At 64.6% G+C, this 18,854-nt stretch carries 13 protein-coding genes, 1 pseudogene and 1 riboswitch; of the genes and pseudogenes, 6 read left to right on the top strand and 8 right to left on the bottom strand.

Annotated elements, in window-relative coordinates; genetic code table 11:
* Together A3M7_RS45650 and A3M7_RS0138335 are read right to left on the bottom strand one after the other, a co-directional pair.
* Window positions 1-329: pseudogene (locus A3M7_RS45650) on the bottom strand (caspase domain-containing protein); the annotation flags it as partial.
* Between the two features lie 238 nt (window positions 330-567).
* Window positions 568-2,430, bottom strand: a complete 1,863-nt coding sequence (locus A3M7_RS0138335) for a caspase family protein (RefSeq protein ID WP_027548612.1) — start codon at window positions 2,428-2,430, stop codon at window positions 568-570.
* Between the two features lie 220 nt (window positions 2,431-2,650).
* Between A3M7_RS0138335 and A3M7_RS0138340 the strand changes: the two genes are divergently transcribed.
* Window positions 2,651-2,860, top strand: coding sequence for a hypothetical protein (locus A3M7_RS0138340; protein WP_027548613.1), 210 nt, complete (start codon window positions 2,651-2,653; stop codon window positions 2,858-2,860).
* 1,766 nt (window positions 2,861-4,626) lie between these two features.
* Here A3M7_RS0138340 and A3M7_RS45655 read toward each other — a convergent pair.
* Window positions 4,627-4,860, bottom strand: coding sequence for a hypothetical protein (locus A3M7_RS45655; RefSeq protein WP_049823960.1), 234 nt, complete (start codon window positions 4,858-4,860; stop codon window positions 4,627-4,629).
* A gap of 141 nt (window positions 4,861-5,001) precedes the next feature.
* Between A3M7_RS45655 and A3M7_RS51145 the strand changes: the two genes are divergently transcribed.
* From A3M7_RS51145 to A3M7_RS0138370, 3 genes are all read left to right on the top strand, one after another.
* A complete protein-coding gene (locus A3M7_RS51145; protein WP_256374924.1) occupies window positions 5,002-5,127 on the top strand; it encodes a hypothetical protein in 126 nt (41 codons plus the stop codon).
* A 430-nt stretch (window positions 5,128-5,557) separates the two neighbouring features.
* Complete coding sequence (recA, locus tag A3M7_RS0138365; protein ID WP_027548614.1) at window positions 5,558-6,646, top strand: recombinase RecA; 1,089 nt, start codon at window positions 5,558-5,560, stop codon at window positions 6,644-6,646.
* 115 nt (window positions 6,647-6,761) lie between these two features.
* Window positions 6,762-7,748 carry a hypothetical protein gene (locus tag A3M7_RS0138370; RefSeq protein ID WP_371090252.1) on the top strand — a complete coding sequence of 329 codons (987 nt, stop codon included), beginning with the start codon at window positions 6,762-6,764 and terminating at the stop codon, window positions 7,746-7,748.
* Between the two features lie 110 nt (window positions 7,749-7,858).
* On the opposite strand, the gene gcvP is transcribed toward A3M7_RS0138370, so the two are convergent.
* From gcvP to gcvT, 3 genes are all read right to left on the bottom strand, one after another.
* Window positions 7,859-10,723, bottom strand: a complete 2,865-nt coding sequence (gcvP, locus tag A3M7_RS0138375) for an aminomethyl-transferring glycine dehydrogenase (RefSeq protein WP_027548616.1) — start codon at window positions 10,721-10,723, stop codon at window positions 7,859-7,861.
* Between the two features lie 157 nt (window positions 10,724-10,880).
* Entirely contained in the window at window positions 10,881-11,249 is a 369-nt protein-coding gene (gcvH, locus tag A3M7_RS0138380; protein WP_027548617.1) for a glycine cleavage system protein GcvH, read from the bottom strand.
* 11 nt (window positions 11,250-11,260) lie between these two features.
* Window positions 11,261-12,406 carry a glycine cleavage system aminomethyltransferase GcvT gene (gene gcvT, locus A3M7_RS0138385; RefSeq protein ID WP_027548618.1) on the bottom strand — a complete coding sequence of 382 codons (1,146 nt, stop codon included), beginning with the start codon at window positions 12,404-12,406 and terminating at the stop codon, window positions 11,261-11,263.
* 145 nt (window positions 12,407-12,551) lie between these two features.
* Window positions 12,552-12,640: riboswitch (glycine riboswitch) on the bottom strand.
* Between the two features lie 231 nt (window positions 12,641-12,871).
* On the opposite strand from gcvT, the gene alaS reads away from it, so the two are divergent.
* Window positions 12,872-15,553 carry an alanine--tRNA ligase gene (gene alaS, locus A3M7_RS0138390; protein WP_027548619.1) on the top strand — a complete coding sequence of 894 codons (2,682 nt, stop codon included), beginning with the start codon at window positions 12,872-12,874 and terminating at the stop codon, window positions 15,551-15,553.
* 5 nt (window positions 15,554-15,558) lie between these two features.
* Complete coding sequence (locus A3M7_RS0138395) at window positions 15,559-16,779, top strand: cyclic nucleotide-gated ion channel (protein ID WP_027548620.1); 1,221 nt, start codon at window positions 15,559-15,561, stop codon at window positions 16,777-16,779.
* A gap of 4 nt (window positions 16,780-16,783) precedes the next feature.
* Here A3M7_RS0138395 and A3M7_RS0138400 read toward each other — a convergent pair whose 3' ends face one another.
* Together A3M7_RS0138400 and A3M7_RS0138405 are read right to left on the bottom strand one after the other, a co-directional pair.
* On the bottom strand, window positions 16,784-17,326 hold the full coding sequence (locus A3M7_RS0138400; RefSeq protein ID WP_027548621.1) for a DUF3455 domain-containing protein: 543 nt from the start codon (window positions 17,324-17,326) through the stop codon (window positions 16,784-16,786).
* Window positions 17,327-17,424: 98 nt separating this feature from the next.
* Window positions 17,425-18,639 carry an NADP-dependent isocitrate dehydrogenase gene (locus A3M7_RS0138405; RefSeq protein ID WP_027548622.1) on the bottom strand — a complete coding sequence of 405 codons (1,215 nt, stop codon included), beginning with the start codon at window positions 18,637-18,639 and terminating at the stop codon, window positions 17,425-17,427.
* Window positions 18,640-18,854: the final 215 nt, after the last annotated feature.

Raw genomic sequence — 18,854 nt, forward strand, 5'->3', positions numbered from 1 at the left:
GGGATCAAATAGTTCGTGCCGTCCAGCTCGATGCCGTGCCCGGCATAGTANATGACGGCAACTTGGGCATCGCGGGTCCTGCCCGCGAACTCGCGCAGCGACCGGCGCATGTCGGCGGCGTTGAGGTCGAGCCTGACATCGACATTGTCGAAGCCGGCATTCTTGAACATGCCGCCGACCAGGGTGGCATCGTTGACCGGGTTGCTGAGCCGGGGGACGCTCTTGTAGGCGGAATTGCCGATCACAAGCGCGACGCGCCGTTCGGCCATCGCCGGTCCGCATCCGAGCCACACAGCAAAAAAGATCAAGAAAAACCGAAGCGCGCCCATTANAGCCCCAAATCAAACGTGAGCAGCGTATTCACAGCCTGCCGAAAGGCAAGCGGACGGTATGTGAGGTCGATCACGAAAGGAGACCAGAAAATGACGGTGACACTCAAACGTAGGTAACCGAGGTGAAGGGCGTGGTTACCAATATCCGCGACTTTTAAGCACTGTCACCTCAACCGCTTTGATGCGGCAAGCGGGCTGCATCGGCCTTTCTTCCCCGCTCGTGGCTGAGCCTCACTCAGTTACAAACTTCGACGCTACCAGTAGAGCCGCCCGCGTTATTAGCGCCCCGCTGGGCCGCTGACACCCCACTCAAGATTTCGAGGTGACATCCCGGCCGGACCGGCCGACAGCCCGCATTGTTACAATAGATTTGCCCAGTCGCCTGGGGCTTCGAGGGCGCGCCCTCGACCTTCTTCCTCTCGTCGTCCCGCGGCTTGGCATCCTCGCGGGTCGCGACGGGCTTCTTGTCCTGGACCTTCTCGCACTCGTTATCGTCGTTGACGCGATAGCCCGCGCGGCAGGTGATCTTCACGCAGGTATCGCCATCAGCCCTGGAGCCGCGGTCGCAGACCAGCGGGCAGACGCGCCCCGGCTTGCTCTTGATCGCGTCGAGGGCGTCGAAGCTCGCCAGCTTGGTGTCGAACTTCGTTCCGGCATGCTTGTTGAACAGCGTCAGCGAGCGCTGCGCGGCGGCGTTCCATTCGCCGTCCGCTGCACCCGTCAGNCACCCGACGCGACGGAGCTCTGACTGCACCAGTTTGGCAGTCTCCTGCGGCGAGAGGCTGGGCGCCGATTGCGTTGGGGCAACTGCTGCGACCTTCTGCTCGCCGTCACGCTGGGTTTTTTCCGCCGCCTGCTTTGCGGCTAGCTCGGCGGCCGCCTTGTCGTTCGCGATCTTGTCGGCGAGCGCCCTCTCGGCAGCCTGCTTGTCGGCCAGCGCCTTGGCCACGGCGGCCTCGGCGTCCTTCCTGCGTTGCTCGGCTGCGGCCGCCTTGGCTTCCTCGACCTGCTTGGCCTTCTCGGCGGCGAGCCGGGCATCCTCGGCGGCCTTGGCGGCGGCAGCCGCCTTGTCCTGCTCGGCCTTCTTGGCTCGCTCCGCGACAAGCCGCGCCTTCTCGTCTTCGGCCTGCCTGGCCTTCTCGGCTGCGGCCGCGCGCGCATCTTCGGCCCCGATCTTCTTCAACTGCACCCGCGCAAGGTTCGCATAGAATCCCTCAGGATAGGTCTGGAGAAACGCTTCCCATGCGTCGCGATCACCCGCCTGCAAGGCCAGCTCATAGTCGCGGCGAACCGCATCTTGGGGATTTGCCTGCGGCCCGGTGGCGATCGGCTTTGCCGCGACCAGCGGCACGTCGTCGCCGCCGAGCGAGCCGTANACATAGGGCTCCTGCTTGTAGCCGGTGTTCTTCAAGACATCGTCGCGGACNAAGCCNAAGGCCTTGCGCAGATCGAGCCCCGGCGTCGGCAGCCGCTCGACCAGGGCTGCCGCGAACGGACTGTTCTTGGAGTCGCCGTCTGACGCAGTCGAGCCCGCCTTGGCGGCGAAGGCAATCATGGTGTTCGGGCTGGTCGGCTCGATCTTGGCAAGACCCCGGCCAACGGCGCGGGAAGCGACCGTGCGCTTCATCGTCTTGGCGAACGGATTGTCCCTGCAGGCGTCCAGAATGACGAGGCGAAGCTGCTTGGCAGGCTCCACCGCAAAGAGCGCCCGGTCCAGCGCGACGGTCTCGTCGAGCACGTCGCCGTCCGTTTCCAGCGCGGCATCNGTGGGGATCAAATAGTTCGTGCCGTCNAGCTCGATGCCGTGTCCGGCATAGTANATGACGGCAACTTGGGCATCGCGGGTCCTGCCCGCGAACTCGCGCANCGACCGGCGCATGTCGGCGGCGTTGAGGTCGAGCCTGACATCGACATCGTCGAAGCCGGCCTTCTTGAACATGCCGCCGACCAGGGTGGCATCGTTCGCCGGGTTGGTGAGCCGGGGGACGCTCTTGTAGGCGGAATTGCCGATCACCAGCGCGACGCGCCGTTCGGCCATCGCCGGTCCGCATCCGAGCCAAACAGCAAAAAAGATCAAGAAAAACCGAAGCGCGCCCATTACAGCCCCAAATCAAACGCGAGCAGCGTATTCGCAGCCTGCCGAAAGGCAAGCGGACGGTATGTGATGTACATCACTAGTCGGGTCGTCAGTTCCCGTCTGCTGTGCTGTCAACCACGAGCTTTCCAAATGAAAGAGGCCGCCAGCTGAGGCGGCCTTTATTTCCTGGGTCTGACCAAAATTGCACATGCAGGATCGCCGAAGCAGTCCATGCTCAGTCATGACCGCAAAAGCGAAAAAGCTCACCCATGAAGAGTTCGCCTCCTTGCTCGCGGTCGGTAACGCGTCTGCAAACAGTGCTGCGCCTGCGATCCCTGCCAAACATCGCGCCCGATTGATCGCGCTGGGCTACATGGTCTTTCTTCAGGGCAGGCTGCGAATGACCACGCCGGGACGGATCCGGATCTATGCCGGGCAACTCGATAGCTGAGGCGTGCCTTGCGTCTACGCTGGCTTTGGCGGTTGAAGCCCCGGCGATGTAAGCCATTCGCTCATGTGCGAGCCGGTCTCGGCTTGTCTGGCTTTGCGGAGGAGGGTTTCGCGCTCAAGGCCGTGCGGGAGCTTCTTGGCTTGCTCTCTTAATCGTTCGGCTTCTCGGGCCAGGCGCTCTTCGAGGGACAGGGTGTGCTTGAACCTGCGACGATGTTGCATGACTCGCCTCGTGGCTTACGGGTCCTAACCGTTGGGTTTGAGTTCTAGCGATCTTAATATGCAGACGCGCCGCGTTCTGTTCCAAAGTGAACATTTCACATTTCATGGTCTTCTTCTGGCGGAACGGCCCGGCCTTTATTCGTTGCACCTCAAACGGGTTAATCCAAACTCCTCAGGAATAGGTTGGCCTGTCCCAATTGGACACGGATGCCCCTTTTGAGCAGTCACGGTTTCCCGCTAACGGGCATAAGCTGAATTGGCCCACCGGACGGATCCAGCCCCTAATCCGGGGGAGCGGGGCGGCCCTACCGCGCACCAGCGAGGCGGGGCCGCTGCGCGTGGGGCCTCCGCTTGCAAATCCTGATTAAGCCGATTGCCCCATCGCACGGGGATGGCGCCCTGGTGCATGTTGATGTGCATGGGCCGGCGGTAGCCTTGGCTGGCCCGGTACCTTGGCCCCAGCTCGCCGTTCCCTTGAGTTGGGGCCTTTTGCTGCGCGCCCTTGACGTTTCGCGCGGCGTCCCATGCGAGGCCGGCCGCGGGCGGCTTCTTCCTGGGCCGCGAGCAAGCCTAGCACTTCGTCGATAGTCACCGCAGGCGCTCTCGAAAATGCGGGGCGGGAGCGCGTCGCTCTCAGCCACCGGCGCCTGCGAATTGGCAGCCAGTTGTTGCAGTCTTCAATCCGGTGGTCGCAGCCCGGGCGAATTCAGCCACTCGGTGATGTGAGCGCCGGTCTCGGCGTGCCGGGCTTTGCGGATTATACGCTCACGTTCGATACCGGGTGGAAGCGATCTGGCTTCCTCACGGAGGCGTTGCACTTGTTCGGCAAGGCGCTCTTCAAGGGATGAGGTTTGCTTGAACCGGCGTCGCTGCATGGCGCTGCTCCATTCCAGAGGAGGCGGGAGCGCTAATGGCGTTCTCATCACCGATGAAAGCCAAGGGCCGCGCGGTGATGGCATAGTCTGACATGTCCGCTGCCGGACATCTGGTCAATCTTGACCACCTCGGGAAAAGTTGGCGAAAGCAAATCAGGCCACTGCGATTTTCAAACCGGCCTTGGCTGGCCCCGGCACCTTGGCTCCAGCTCCCCGGTCCCTCTCGAGTTGGGGCCTTTTGCTATCCGCAAATAAAAACGCCGCCCGCTCAATATGGCGCGGGCGGCGGCTTTCCAGCCCCAGGGGGGATGATGCAAAACCCCGGTAATGCTTTGTCTGCACACTCCATGCCAAGGTTCATTGTGCTGGAGCGGGACATCTTGATGCCGGTGGAGCTCCAGAGGGACCCGAACGTCGTTCAGCTTGGGGCACCAGGGGATCAAATACGGACAGCACCCCACCTCCGGGTGCTGTCCTAATTTGGACGCCCGCAGGGGCAGATCGGGACATTGGGAAGTGTTGGGGCGGGAGCCCTTAGGAACGATTGCTGGATTGCCAGGTTTTCCCGATGCCCTTCCCCAAGGGCACCCCGTCGGCCCCAGCTCAACGCCCCCCTAATCCTGCGAGCTGGGGCCTTTTTCGTTCAAAGAGGCCGCCAACCGAGGCGGCCTTATTGCTTCGGCGGATGTAGCTCGCTCTTGAGCCAGCCCTGCACTTGTTCAGCTTTCAGGGGGTCAGGGTCGAACGTCGCGATCTTATGGTCGGATTGCCATAGCTCTATCGCGTCGTTTTCCACCAGGGACTTGGCCCGTTCCTTGGCCGCAGCATCATCCGCGCAGATCAGGTCGAGGCGCTGTTTGATGTGCCCATCCTTGCCAATCACATAGGCTTGGTACTCAGGCATCTGACGGCCCTCAGCAGCCGCGATGAATGGAACCCATTAAATGCTCTTGTTCCATTCCTTGCAAGGTTCGCTACATGTTCTTCGGGATTAAATATGATCTGTCCCAAGGGTTGGCCTGGACCTGAATTAGGCGTGAGGGCGATGATGCGCCTGTCCAGGGACAAGCACGATTTTTGGGAGAAAATGGATATCGCCTATCCGAAGTTGAACGACGCCAATCTGCTTCTGCCGTTCGACGATCTTCCCAGGCTAGGGAAGCCCAAATGAAAGAGGCCGCCAACTGAGGCGGCCCTTGTTCTTGAATTTTAAACGGCCCCAAGAGGGGGCCGCCAACCCGTCTGGCGGGTTTTCCTCCAGCAGTCGGGGGGGCGCCTTTCGGCTGGAGACGCGAGCAAACGCGCTGCCAAGCCGATTGTTCCCCAAGGTGTTCTCTTAGCGGAACGCCCCGGCCTTTATTCGCTACACCCACAACGAGTTAATCCTAAACACGCATGAACAGGTTGTGGCGGGACGCGAACAAAATAGGACACTTCCGAATTCAGCTTAGGACACTAGGGGTTAAATACGGACAGTACCCAAATCCGTAAAAGAACATATTGCGAACTCGGAACAAATAGGGTACATTGCTTTTATCGCCGGCCCGCCTCGCCAATCGTTTGTCCCCCTAGCGAATCCTCGCCATAAGGAGCACGACCCAATGTCCGCAACTGCCCTGCGTATCGTCGAAGGATCTTCCATGGACAAGAGTAAAGCTCTGGCCGCCGCGCTCTCCCAGATCGAGCGCCAGTTCGGCAAGGGTTCCGTGATGAAGCTGGGCAAGAACGACCGGTCGATGGATGTCGAGGCGGTGTCGTCAGGCTCGCTCGGGCTCGATATCGCGCTCGGGATCGGCGGCCTGCCGAAGGGGCGCGTCGTGGAAATCTACGGGCCGGAATCCTCGGGCAAGACCACGCTGGCGCTGCACACGGTGGCCGAAGCGCAGAAGAAGGGCGGCATCTGCGCCTTCATCGACGCCGAGCACGCGCTCGACCCGGTCTATGCGAGGAAGCTCGGGGTCAACATCGACGAGCTGCTGATCTCGCAGCCTGACACCGGCGAGCAGGCGCTTGAGATCTGCGACACGCTGGTGCGTTCGGGTGCGGTGGACGTTCTGGTGGTCGATTCGGTCGCGGCGCTGGTGCCAAAGGCCGAACTCGAGGGCGAGATGGGTGAATCGCTGCCGGGTCTCCAAGCGCGGTTGATGAGTCAGGCGCTGCGCAAGCTCACGGCGTCCATCAACAAGTCCCACACCATGGTGATCTTCATCAACCAGATCCGCATGAAGATCGGTGTGATGTATGGCTCACCGGAGACCACCACCGGCGGCAACGCGCTGAAGTTCTACGCCTCCGTCCGCCTCGACATCCGCCGCATCGGCGCGATCAAGGAGCGCGACGAAGTGGTCGGCAACACCACGCGCGTCAAGGTGGTGAAGAACAAGCTGGCGCCGCCCTTCAAGCAGGTCGAATTCGACATCATGTACGGCGAGGGCGTTTCCAAGATGGGCGAGATCCTCGATCTCGGCGTCAAGGCCGGCATCGTCGAGAAGTCCGGCGCCTGGTTCTCCTATGACAGCCAGCGCCTCGGCCAGGGCCGCGAGAACTCGAAGGCGTTTTTGAAGGCCAACCCCGACATCACCGCCAAGATCGAGACAGCGATCCGCCAGAACTCCGGCCTGATCGCCGAGCAGATCCTGGCCGGTACGCCGGAGCGCGACGCCGACGGCGAGGAGCCGACGGAAGAGTAGGTTTTAACGCGGAAAGTTTTTCGCGAGGAGCGGGCGCTGAGGACGTTGAGTTGCCGACGTCTTCGGCGCCCGTTTCGTTTTGTGCGTGGGGGTGGGTGCGTCGACGATGAAGCGCATGATCCTGACCAGTTCGTCCGGCGTCGGTCTCACCTATGCCGATCGCGCCGACATGGTTGTTCCGCTCATCTTTCGGTTCGTGTCGGGACCGCTGCCCACGTCGCACCACCTCGGGACCTACCTCACGGGAGGCTTTTTCAGAGGCGATCCGGAGGTGCGTTGGTCCGATCTTGTTGCCCGGTCTCCTGAGACCGGTCTCGCGCACAAGGAACTCCCGCTGGTCTGGTTCTGCGAGACCTGCGGCGTCGAGCTCATCGAGCTGTGGTTTGATCCCGCCCCGAACAATCAATTGCAGCTGATCTGGATCCTCGATTATCTCCGCGCCGAACCCTACATGGCCGAGCGCCTGAAATTGCGACTGGTCGATTTCGATTTGCTCGGAGCAGACGTCGCTGGGCTTCGCGATCGTGCGGTGCGGGCGGTCGATGTGACGGAGCGCGAATTCGAGGTCGCCCGCATGGCCTGGGAGGCCTACCGGGCGCCAACGCCGGAGCTCTGTTCCGGATTGCTCGGCAGGGATTTCCCCAGGCTACCCTTCCTGAAGCCGGCGATGGAAGAATTGCTGGCAGAACTGCCGTCACCAATCACCGGATTGGGAGCGACGGAAGCGCGGCTTCTCGAACTGATTGCGAGGGGACACAACCGTACCAAGGAGCTGTTTCAGCCGGGCGGCCTGCTCGAAACACGCGTGTTCGACCAGTGGGAGCTCGGCCCTTTGCTCGAAGGGCTCGCGTCCGGTCCGATGCCGGCGGTCGCCGGTCTCGATCCGAAGCTCGCAACGCTTGCTCCGCACGATGCGCGAGGTCGCAACGCCGCCTATCGCCGGAGCCGGCTGTTGCTGACGGACTTCGGCAAAGCCGTGCTTGCGGGCCGGGAAGACTTCCTCAGCCACAATCCGATCCGGCGCTGGTGGGGCGGCACGCTTCTGACCAACGAACGACTTTGGCGTTGGGACGCCCAAAGTCGTTCGCTGGTGGCGCCGTAAGCTAGATTGTAGGATGGATGGGTAGAGCGCAGCGATACCCATCGCTTTCCTATCGCCGGAAGGGAACGAAGTGATGGGTTTCGCTGCGCTCTACCCATCCTACGAATCCCTTACTCCGCCGCCTCGGCGTAGTCGCTCACCGGCGGGCAGGAGCACACCAGGTTGCGGTCGCCATAGACGTTGTCGACGCGCCCCACAGGGCTCCAGTATTTGTCGGTGCGCGAGACGCCGTCGGGGAAGCAGCCCTCGGCACGCGTGTAGGCGCGATTCCACGCATCATCCGCGATGTCGTGCACGGTGTGCGGGGCTTGGCGCAAAGGCGACGCCTCGATCTTGAAGCGGCCGGCCTCGACCTCGGCGATTTCCTTCCGGATCGCGATCATCGCCTCGCAGAAGCGATCCAGCTCCGCCTTCGATTCCGATTCGGTCGGCTCGATCATCAGCGTGCCCGGCACCGGGAAGCTCATGGTCGGAGCGTGGAAGCCGTAATCGATCAGGCGCTTGGCGATGTCGTCCACGGTGACGCCGCTGGTCGTCTTCAGCGCACGGGGATCGACGATGCACTCATGCGCGACGCGGCCCTTCGCGTTCTTGTAGAGCACCGGGAAATGCGCATCGAGCCTTGCTGCAATGTAGTTGGCGTTGAGGATCGCGATCTCGGTGGCGCGCTTCAGCCCTTCGCCGCCCATCATCAGGATATAGATGTAGGAGATGGTCAGGATCGAGGCCGAGCCGAACGGTGCGGCCGAGACCGGGCCGACCGGCGCATCCCCATTCGTCGCGGGGTGGCCCGGCAGGAACGGCGCAAGATGCGCCTTGACGCCGATCGGGCCCATGCCCGGGCCGCCGCCGCCATGCGGAATGCAGAAGGTCTTGTGCAGGTTGAGATGGCTGACGTCGGCGCCGTAATCGCCGGGCCGTGACAGACCGACCTGCGCGTTGAGGTTGGCGCCGTCGAGATACACCTGGCCGCCATGGCCGTGCACGATGTCGCAGATCTCGCTTATGTGCTCCTCGAACACGCCGTGGGTCGAGGGATAGGTGATCATCACCGCGGCGAGGTCATTCGCATGCTTGTCGGCCTTGGCGCGGAGATCATTGACGTCGACGTCGCCGTTCTTCTCGCAAGCGACCACCACCACGTCCATGCCGACCATCGCGGCCGAGGCCGGGTTAGTGCCGTGGGCGGAGGAGGGGATCAGGCAGATCTTGCGATGCGTCTCTCCGCGCGCGGCGTGATAGGCGCGGATCGCCAGAAGCCCGGCATATTCGCCCTGCGCGCCGGAATTCGGCTGCAGCGAGATCGCATCATAGCCGGTAATGTCGCACAGCCACTTTTCCAGCCGCGCGAACAGCGCGTGATAGCCCTTGGCCTGCTCGCGCGGGGCGAACGGGTGCAGGGAGCCGAATTCCGGCCAGGTCAGCGGCATCATCTCGGTGGTCGCGTTCAGCTTCATGGTGCAGGAGCCGAGCGGGATCATCGCGCGGTCGAGCGCGAGGTCGCGGTCGCTGAGCTTGCGCATGTAGCGCAGCATCTCGGTCTCCGAGCGATGCGCGTGGAACACCGGATGGATGAGGAACGCGGTCGTGCGCTTCAGCGCCTCCGGCAGCGCCTCGTGCGTGGTGGCGTCGATCTCGGCGTAAGCAAGCTGGCCGCCGAAGGCGCGCCAGACCGCCTCGACGGTCGCGGGCGTGGTGGTCTCGTCGAGCGCGATGCGCAAAGCCGCATCACCGACGCCGAGATTGATCTTCTCGGCAGCCGCGCGCGCGACGATCTCGGCGCGCTTGGCGCCGGCATCGACGCTGAGCGTGTCGAAGAAGTTTTCGCTAGCAGGCGCAAAGCCGATCTTGCGCAGCCCGCTGGCGAGCACGGCAGCGCGGCGATGCACCTGGCGCGCGATCTGCGCAAGGCCTTCGGGGCCGTGATAGACCGCATACATCGCGGCGATCACGGCGAGCAGCACCTGCGCGGTGCAGATGTTGGAGGTCGCCTTCTCGCGGCGGATGTGCTGCTCGCGGGTCTGGAGCGCGAGGCGGTAGGCCGGCATCCCGCGCGAATCCACGGAGAGGCCGACGATGCGGCCGGGCAGCGAGCGCTTCAGCGCATCGCGCACCGCCATGTAGGCCGCGTGCGGCCCGCCATAGCCCATCGGCACGCCGAAGCGCTGCGCCGAGCCGATCGCGATGTCGGCCCCGAGCTCGCCGGGCGAGGCGAGCAGCGTCAGGGCCAGCAGGTCGGCGGCAACGATCGCGAGGGCGCCCTTGGCCTTCAGCGTCGCGATTGCGGGCCTGAGATCGCGCACTGCGCCCGAACTGCCGGGATATTGCAGCAGCGCGCCGAGCACGTCGGCGCTGTCGAGTTCGGTGAGAGGATCGCCGACGATCAGCTTCCAGCCGAGCGGCTCGGCGCGGGTGCGCATCACAGCTAACGTCTGCGGATGCACGTCCTTGTCGACGAAGAAGGCCTTCGCTTCGACCCGCGAGTGCCGCTCCGCCAGCGCCATCGCTTCGGCTGCCGCGGTCGCCTCGTCGAGCAGCGAGGCGTTGGCGACGTCGAGCCCGGTGAGGTCGCAGATCATGGTCTGGAAGTTGAACAGCGCCTCCAGCCGGCCCTGGCTGATCTCCGGCTGGTACGGCGTGTAGGCGGTGTACCAGGCCGGATTTTCCAGGATGTTGCGCTGGATCACCGCGGGCAGGATCGTGCCCGAATAGCCCTGGCCGATCAGCGAGGTGAAGACCTGGTTTTGGGCAGCGAGCTCGCCCATATGCGCGATCGCCTCGGTCTCGCTGAGCGGCTTGCCGAGATCGAGCGGGGCGGCCTGCCGGATCGAGGCCGGCAGCGTTTCCGCCATCAGCGCGTCGACGCTCTTGGCGTTGACGGCCTCCAGCATCGCGGCGACGTCGCGCGCCGACGGGCCGATGTGGCGGCGAGCGAAATTGGCGGTGTCGCCGTTGGATTTGCGGTGCGCGGTCATCATGGGTCCTCGCTAGGAGTTGCTGTCATCGCCCGCGAAGGCGGGCGATCCAGTACGCCGCGGCCTCTCGGTTCTGGCCGAACCGGCTGCGTTTACTGGATGCCCCGCCTTCGCGGGGCATGACAGTGAGTATGTTGAAACGGCTCGGGTCATATCCTCACGCCGTGTGGGCCTTGTAGGCGGCTTCATCCATGAGGCCGCCGAGTTCGCTCTTGTCGGCAATCTTGATCTTGAAGAACCAGGCGGCGCCTTGCGCATCGGTGTTCACCAGCGCCGGCTCGGCGGCGAGCGCGGCGTTGGTCTCGAGCACTTCGCCCGTAACAGGCGCGTAGACGTCGGAGGCGGCCTTCACCGATTCCACCACGGCGGCGGCTTCCGCCTTCTTCAGCACGCGGCCAAGCTTGGGCAGTTCGACGAACACGACGTCGCCGAGCTGCTGCTGCGCGTAGTCGGTGATGCCGACGGTGGCGACGTCGCCCTCGATGGCGAGCCATTCATGATCGGAGGTGTACAGCGTCGTGGTCATTTCTGAAGTCCTCAGCGTTTGTAGGTGTTTTTCACGAAGGGCATGGCGGCGACCGTGAGCGGCAGTCGCTGGCCGCGCACCTCGGCGAAGAGGCTGGTGCCGAGCGCGCCCAGTGCGGTGGGCACGTAGCCCATCGCGACCGGCGCGTTCAGGCTCGGGCCGAAGCCGCCCGATGTGACCGTTCCGATCGGCGCGGCGGATGTCGCATCCGCAAACAGCAGCGCGCCCTCGCGCACCGGCGCGCGGCCTTCCGCGCGCAGGCCGACGCGGCGGCGGCCGGCACCCTGATCGAAATGGGCGAGGATCTTCTCGGCGCCGGGGAAACCACCGGCGCGGGCGCCGCCGCTGCGGCGGCTTTTCTGCACCGACCATTCCAGCGCGGCCTCGACCGGCGTGGTGGCGGTGTCGATGTCGTGGCCGTAGAGGCAGAGCCCGGCCTCCAGCCGCAGGCTGTCGCGGGCGCCGAGGCCGATCGGCAGCACGTCAGGGTTTTCCAGCAGACTTTTTGCCAGACGCTCGGCGTCCGCGGCCGGAACCGAAATCTCGAACCCGTCCTCGCCGGTGTAGCCGGAGCGCGAGACGAAGCAGTCGAGGCCGGCGACCTTGTGCGGGCCGGCGTCCATGAACTTCACGGACGGCGCCTCTGCACAGAATTTCGCCAGCGCGGATTCGGCCTTCGGGCCCTGGAGCGCGATCAGGGCGCGGTCGGCCAGCGAATCGATGACGCAGTCGTCGGACAGATGCGCGCGCAGATGCGCCTCGTCCTCGGCCTTGCAGGCGGCGTTGACGACCAGGAACAGGTGATCGCCGAAATTGGCGACCATCAGGTCGTCGAGAATGCCGCCATCTTCATTGGTGAACTGGGCGTAGCGCTGCCGGCCCGGCGCAATCGCGACGATGTCCTGCGGCACCAGCCGTTCCAGCGCGCGGGCGGCGTCCTCGACCTTGCCGGACTTCGGCAGCAAGCGGATCTGGCCCATGTGGGAGACGTCGAACAGGCCGGCGGAGCTGCGGGTATGGAGATGTTCCTTCAGCACGCCCGCGGGGTACTGCACGGGCATGTCATAGCCCGCGAACGGCACCATCTTGCCGCCGAGGGACACATGAAGGTCGTGGAGGGGCGTACGTTTTAGGGAGTCTTGGTCGGGTGCAAGCATCACAGGGGCCCTCGGCGGTTCCCCGGGGACGATTCCCCGAGCCAACCAGTCGAAGCCCCATCTGTCGCTGTGCCTGAGAGTATTATCCCGTCGGCGGACGCAGTCCGGGCCTCAAGCCCGTCGGCGCCTCTTTCCAGATGCTGTCAAAGCCACGCGGTCCTTTTGCCTGAGAGTTTCCGGGGCGGTTGCTCCTTCGGCGCCGGCACCAAAGCCGGTCTCTCCCGACGTGGCCGTACGATACAGATGGGTAGAGACCACAGGGCAGCCAAGCCTGTCAACGCGGGGATTGCGCCTTTCAACGGGATTGCAACGGGATTGCGCGCCTGCGGCAACCCTCTGATCTCTCTGCACAGTTTCTGGACAGCGAAGCTGGCCTTGTCTAAAAGCGCTTTGGCCCGCAGATATCAGCCTTAATTTCCGGTTTGGACGGCGGTCGCGGGTCCGAACACACCCGATTGGATGAACATGAGCGGCGTCAACGAGATCAGGTCGACCTTTCTGAACTTCTTTGCCGAGAACGGCCACGAGATCGTGCCGTCCTCGCCATTGGTGCCGCGCAACGATCCGACGTTGATGTTCACCAATGCCGGCATGGTGCAGTTCAAGAACGTCTTCACCGGCGTCGAGAAGCGGCCCTATCAGCGCGCCACCACCTCGCAGAAATGCGTGCGCGCCGGCGGCAAGCACAACGACCTCGACAATGTCGGCTACACCGCGCGCCATCTCACCTTCTTCGAGATGCTCGGCAACTTCTCGTTCGGCGACTATTTCAAGGAGCGCGCGATCGAGCTGGCCTGGACGCTCATCACCAAGGACTTTGGGCTGAAGAAGGACAAGCTGCTCGTCACGGTCTACCACACCGACGACGAGGCGCATGGGCTCTGGAAGAAGATCGCCGGCTTCTCCGACGACCGCATCATCCGCATCCCGACCTCGGACAATTTCTGGGCGATGGGCGACACCGGGCCGTGCGGCCCGTGCTCGGAGATTTTTATCGATCGCGGTGACCATATCTGGGGTGGCCCTCCCGGTTCTCCTGAGGAGGACGGCGACCGCTTCCTCGAATTCTGGAATCTGGTGTTCATGCAATACGAGCAGGTGACGAAGGAGGAGCGCGTGGATCTGCCGCGTCCCTCGATCGACACCGGCATGGGCCTGGAGCGCATGGCCTGCATCATGCAGGGCGTGGACAGCGTGTTCGAGACCGATCTGTTCCGCCACCTGATCGACGCGACCGCCTCCGCGCTCGGCAGCGGGCCGAACGAGCAGACTGTCGCCTCGTTCCGCGTCATCGCCGACCACTTACGCTCCTCGGCCTTCCTCGTCTCCGACGGCGTGCTGCCCTCCAATGAAGGCCGCGGCTATGTGCTGCGCCGGATCATGCGCCGCGCGATGCGCCATGCGCAGCTTCTCGGCGCGAAAGAGCCGCTGATGCACCGCCTGGTCTGGGCGCTGGTCCGCGAGATGGGCCAGGCCTATCCGGAGCTGATGCGCGCGGAAAATCTGATCGAGGAAACGCTGCGGCTGGAAGAGACCCGCTTCCGCAAGACGCTGGTGCGGGGCCTTGCCATCCTCGACGAGAAGAGCGCTTCGTTGAAGAAGGGCGACATGTTCGACGGCGACGTCGCCTTCACGCTGTACGACACCTACGGCTTCCCGCTGGACCTGACGCAGGACGCGCTGAAGTCGCGCGGCATCGGCGTGGATCAAGCTTCGTTTACCGACGCGATGGAGCGCCAGAAGGCCAAGGCGCGCGAGTCCTGGAAGGGCTCGGGCGAGGCGGCCTCCGAGGCGATCTGGTTCCCGCTGCGCGAAAAGCTCGGGGCCACCGAATTCCTGGGCTACGAGACCGAGACCGCCGAAGGCGTGGTGTCCGCGCTGGTGAAGGACGGCCAGGAAGCCACGAGCCTCAAGGCCGGCGAGACCGGCGCGCTGGTGCTGAACCAGACGCCGTTCTACGCGGAGTCCGGCGGCCAGGTCGGTGACACCGGCGTGCTGCTCGGGGAGGGCGGTATCAGGTTCCGCGTCACCGACACGCAGAAGAAGCTCGGCGATCTCTTCGTCCATATCGGCACGGTGGAGAGCGGCGAAATCAAGCTCGGCACCGCGCTGCAGCTCGAGGTCGATCATTCGCGTCGCTCGTCGATCCGAGCGCATCACTCAGCGACGCACCTCATCCACGAGGCGCTGCGCCAGGTGCTCGGCGATCACATCGCCCAGCGCGGCTCGATGGTCGCGCCGGATCGTCTGCGTTTCGACTTCGTGCATCCGAAGCCGATCACGGCGGAGGAACTGGCCCGCGTCGAGGACATCGCCAACGACGTGGTGCTGGAGAACGACGAGGTCACGACCCGCGTCATGGGCGTCGATGAAGCCCGCGAAGCGGGGGCGCGCGCCCTGTTTGGCGAGAAATATGGCGACGAAGTCCGCGTGGTCTCGATGGGCCGGACCGCGCGCGAGCGCGGCGCCAATGCGCTCGGCTGGTCGGTCGAGCTCTGCGGCGGCACCCATGTGAAGCGCACCGGCGACATCGGCCTGATCACGCTGACCGGCGAGAGCGCGGTCGCCTCCGGCGTGCGCCGCATCGAGGCGCTCACCGGCAATTATGCGCGCAGGCATGCCAACGACACCATGGCGCTGGCGAAGACCGCGGCGAACGAGCTGCGCACCTCGATCGACGACGTCCCGGCGCGCATCACCGCCCTGATGGAGGAGCGCAAGAAGCTCGAGCGCGAGCTCTCCGACGCCCGCAAGAAGCTCGCGATGGGCGGCGGCGCGTCTGCCGGCGGCAACGGCGCAGCCTCGGGCGTGCGCGAGGTCGGCGACGTCAAGCTGATGGCGCGTGCGGTCGAAGGCATCGAGATGAAGGATCTCAAGAGCCTCGCCGACGACGGCAAGAAGCAGATCGGCTCCGGCGTGGTCGCCATCGTCGGCGTCACCGAGGACGGCAAGGCCGGCATCGTGGTCGGCGTCACCGCCGATCTCACCGCGCGCTTCAACGCCGTGAACCTCGTCCGCGTCGCCTCCGAAGCGCTCGGCGGCAAGGGCGGCGGCGGCCGGCCCGACATGGCGCAGGCCGGCGGCCCCGATGGCGCTAGGGCGACCGAGGCGCTCGCGGCGATCGAAAAAGCGATGGCAGGCGCGTAAACATCATGCCCCCCGTTCCGCGCGGACGTGGGCTTGGCGATCCCGATTTGAGGGATCGCCTCTACGAACTGCTGGAGCACGATCCGCTGGCCTATTCGGTCGGGTCGCGCTTCATCCAGCTGATCATCGGCGTCATCGTGCTCAATGTGGCCGCGATGATCCTCGCCTCGGTGCCGGAGCTCGACGCGCGGTTCGACACGCTGTTCAGCGCGATCGCCATCCTCGCCGTCATCGTGTTCGCGCTCGAATATCTGGCGCGGCTGTGGACGGTGGCGGGGCACACCCAGCGCAGGGGCTCGGCGCTGTCCGACCGGCTGGGCTATGTCTTCTCGGCGCTCGGCATCATCGACCTCATGGCGTTCCTGCCGGCCGCGGTGGTGCTCGCCACCGGCCGGCACGCGACGCTGGCCGGGCTCGGCGTGCTGCCGTTCTTCAAGCTGATCCGCTATTCGCCGGCGATGCGTTCGCTGCTCGCCGCCGTCCATGCCGAGCGGCGCGCGCTGATCGGCTGCATCGTCATCCTGATCGGCGCGGTGCTGACCTTTGCCTCGCTGCTCTATGTCGTCGAGCGCGACGTGCAGCCGGACAAGCTCGGCACCATTCCGCAGGCGATGTGGTGGGCGATCGTGACGCTGGGCACCGTCGGCTACGGCGACGTCGTGCCGGTGACGCCGCTCGGCAAGTTCATCTCCACCTTCGCCATCATCAGCGGCTTCGCGATGATCGCTCTGCCGGTCGCGATCATCTCCTCGGCGTTCGCCGAAGAGGTGAAGCGGCGCGATTTCGTCGTCACTTGGGGCATGCTGGCGCGGGTGCCGCTGTTCTCGCATCTGTCCGCGGCCGAGATCGCCGACATCATGCGCCTGTTGCGCGCGCGCACCATCGAGCAGGGCGAGATCCTGGTGCGGCGGGGCGATGCGGCCTCGTCGATGTATTTCATCACCGCGGGCGAGGTCGAGATCGCGCTGCCGAGCCAGCAGGTTCGGCTCACCGACGGCACCTTCTTCGGCGAGATCGCGCTGCTGCATAAGACAAAACGCAGCGGCACGGTAACGGCGACGCGCAAGACCCGGCTGCTGGTGCTCGACGCCCAGGATTTTCACGCCCTGATCGCGCGCATGCCGACGCTGGCCGAGCATGTCCACCAGACTGCGAAAGCGCGGCTGGAGGAGACCGGCGATCTCGCCGCGGCCGAACTGGCGCAGGCGGAGAAGGAGGGCCGCTGAGCGGTCAGCCTTTCTTCAGGAAAACGTAGTCGGCCGAGTAAGGCGCGCTCTTGAACTCGCCGGCCTTGTCGCATGCACCGTCGAGCTTGCCGCCATGGGTGTTGATGCGCTGGACGGTGGTGACCGGCGTCAGGACGCCGCTGCCGCGGCGCGAGGCGACGTCCAGCTTCAGCCAGGGGATATCGGCGGCGGTGGCGCCCGGCGCGTTGCCGATGGCCTTGCCGGCGACCGCGCTGCCGTCGGCGAGCTCCCAGTTCGGCCCGGCATAGTGCCGGCCGACCGTCTTGCCCTCGGCGAGAAGCGTCGCGACCGGCTCGCGGAAGGCCCAGGCGAGCTTGCCCTCGGCGCCGGCCTTGCACTCGTAGACCTGCGCGCCCTCGGCGTGGACGCTGAGCACGACGGTCTCGCCGAGGGCCAGGATCGCCGCCGGCAAAGTGTAAAGCTTGAGTTGTCCGCGTTGGGCCTCGGCCGGTTCGGGCTCCGCAGCCCCGGCCGGTCCGATCAGGACCGCGAGCAGCAGGGCGGGGGCGGCAAGCTTGATGAACATGGTGGTCTCCGCAAAGGGTTTCAAAAAAACAACGGGCCGCGCTCAAAGACGCGGCCCGTGATGATGTCTGGCCCAGTCGGGCGAAATTGCGGACGGCTTTAGGCCGCCAGCTCCTTGGTCAGGTTCTCGGCGACCTTGTCGAGGAAGCCGGTGGTCGAGAGCCAGCGCTGGTCGGCGCCGACCAGCAGCGCGAGGTCCTTGGTCATGTAGCCTTCCTCGACGGTGTCGACGCAGACCTTCTCCAGCGTGTTCGCGAACTTGGCGAGCTCGGCGTTGTTGTCGAGCTTGGCGCGGTGGGCGAGGCCACGGGTCCAGGCGAAGATCGACGCGATCGAGTTGGTCGAGGTCTCCTTGCCCTTCTGGTGCTCGCGGTAGTGGCGGGTCACCGTGCCGTGGGCGGCCTCGGCCTCGACGGTCTTGCCGTCCGGGGTGAGGAGGACCGAGGTCATCAGGCCGAGCGAGCCGTAGCCCTGCGCGACCGTGTCGGACTGCACGTCGCCGTCGTAGTTCTTGCAGGCCCAGACATAGCCGCCGGACCATTTCAGCGCCGAGGCCACCATGTCGTCGATCAGGCGGTGCTCGTAGGTCAGGCCCTTGGCCTCGAATTCCTTCTTGAACTCGCGGTCGTAGATGTCCTGGAAGATGTCCTTGAAGCGGCCGTCATAGACCTTCAAAATCGTGTTCTTGGTCGAGAGATAGACCGGGTAGTTGCGCAGCAGGCCGTAGTTCAGCGAGGCGCGGGCGAAGTCGATGATGGAATCGTCGAGATTGTACATCTCCATGGCGACGCCGGCGCCGGGCGCCTTGAACACTTCCTTCTCGATCACGGTGCCGTCCTCGCCGACGAACTTCATCGACAGGGTGCCCTTGCCCGGGAACTTGAAATCGGTGGCGCGGTACTGGTCGCCATAGGCGTGGCGGCCGATGATGATCGGCTTGGTCCAGCCGGGAACGAGGCGCGGCACGTTCTTGCAGATGATCGGCTCGCGGAAGATCACGCCGCCGAGGATGTTGCGGATGGTGCCGTTCGGCGACTTCCACATCTGCTTGAGGTTGAACTCCTTCACCCGGGCCTCGTCCGGGGTGATGGTGGCGCACTTGACGCCGACGCCGACCTTCTTGATGGCTTCAGCGGCGTCGATGGTGACCTGATCGTTGGTGTGGTCGCGGTACTCCATCCCCAGGTCGAAATACATCAGCTCGACATCCAGGAACGGGGTGATCAGCTTGTCCTTGATGTACTGCCAGATGATCCGGGTCATCTCGTCGCCATCGAGTTCGACGACGGGATTGGATACCTTGATTTTTGCCATGATCGGGGAAGCCTCTTGGGAACGGCGCTATTGGTGCGCGACGGGAATATCCGCCGCCTCTTAGCACCGCCGCGCGGCGGGCGAAAGCCAAGGGATTATGCACTTTTAGCCCATCCAGCTTCCGCAGATGGGGGGCGGGGAGCGGCTCGCCGGCGGGGCCGGCCTGAGGCTTCAGAAGAGATTCAAAAGTTGAATCCAAGTCGTTATTTCCCTTG

This window comes from Bradyrhizobium sp. WSM2254 (genome assembly GCF_000472645.1).
Taxonomy (GTDB): Bacteria; Pseudomonadota; Alphaproteobacteria; order Rhizobiales; family Xanthobacteraceae; genus Bradyrhizobium; species Bradyrhizobium niftali.

Coding starts and splice junctions, on each gene's coding strand:
- A3M7_RS0138340 (WP_027548613.1), top strand. CDS start 2,651: ATGACCGCAAAAGCGAAAAAGCTCACCCATGAAGAGTTCGCCTCCTTG.
- A3M7_RS45655 (WP_049823960.1), bottom strand. CDS start 4,860: ATGCCTGAGTACCAAGCCTATGTGATTGGCAAGGATGGGCACATCAAA.
- A3M7_RS51145 (WP_256374924.1), top strand. CDS start 5,002: ATGATGCGCCTGTCCAGGGACAAGCACGATTTTTGGGAGAAAATGGAT.
- recA (WP_027548614.1), top strand. CDS start 5,558: ATGTCCGCAACTGCCCTGCGTATCGTCGAAGGATCTTCCATGGACAAG.
- A3M7_RS0138370 (WP_371090252.1), top strand. CDS start 6,762: ATGATCCTGACCAGTTCGTCCGGCGTCGGTCTCACCTATGCCGATCGC.
- gcvP (WP_027548616.1), bottom strand. CDS start 10,723: ATGACCGCGCACCGCAAATCCAACGGCGACACCGCCAATTTCGCTCGC.
- gcvH (WP_027548617.1), bottom strand. CDS start 11,249: ATGACCACGACGCTGTACACCTCCGATCATGAATGGCTCGCCATCGAG.
- gcvT (WP_027548618.1), bottom strand. CDS start 12,406: ATGCTTGCACCCGACCAAGACTCCCTAAAACGTACGCCCCTCCACGAC.
- alaS (WP_027548619.1), top strand. CDS start 12,872: ATGAGCGGCGTCAACGAGATCAGGTCGACCTTTCTGAACTTCTTTGCC.
- A3M7_RS0138395 (WP_027548620.1), top strand. CDS start 15,559: ATGCCCCCCGTTCCGCGCGGACGTGGGCTTGGCGATCCCGATTTGAGG.
- A3M7_RS0138400 (WP_027548621.1), bottom strand. CDS start 17,326: ATGTTCATCAAGCTTGCCGCCCCCGCCCTGCTGCTCGCGGTCCTGATC.
- A3M7_RS0138405 (WP_027548622.1), bottom strand. CDS start 18,639: ATGGCAAAAATCAAGGTATCCAATCCCGTCGTCGAACTCGATGGCGAC.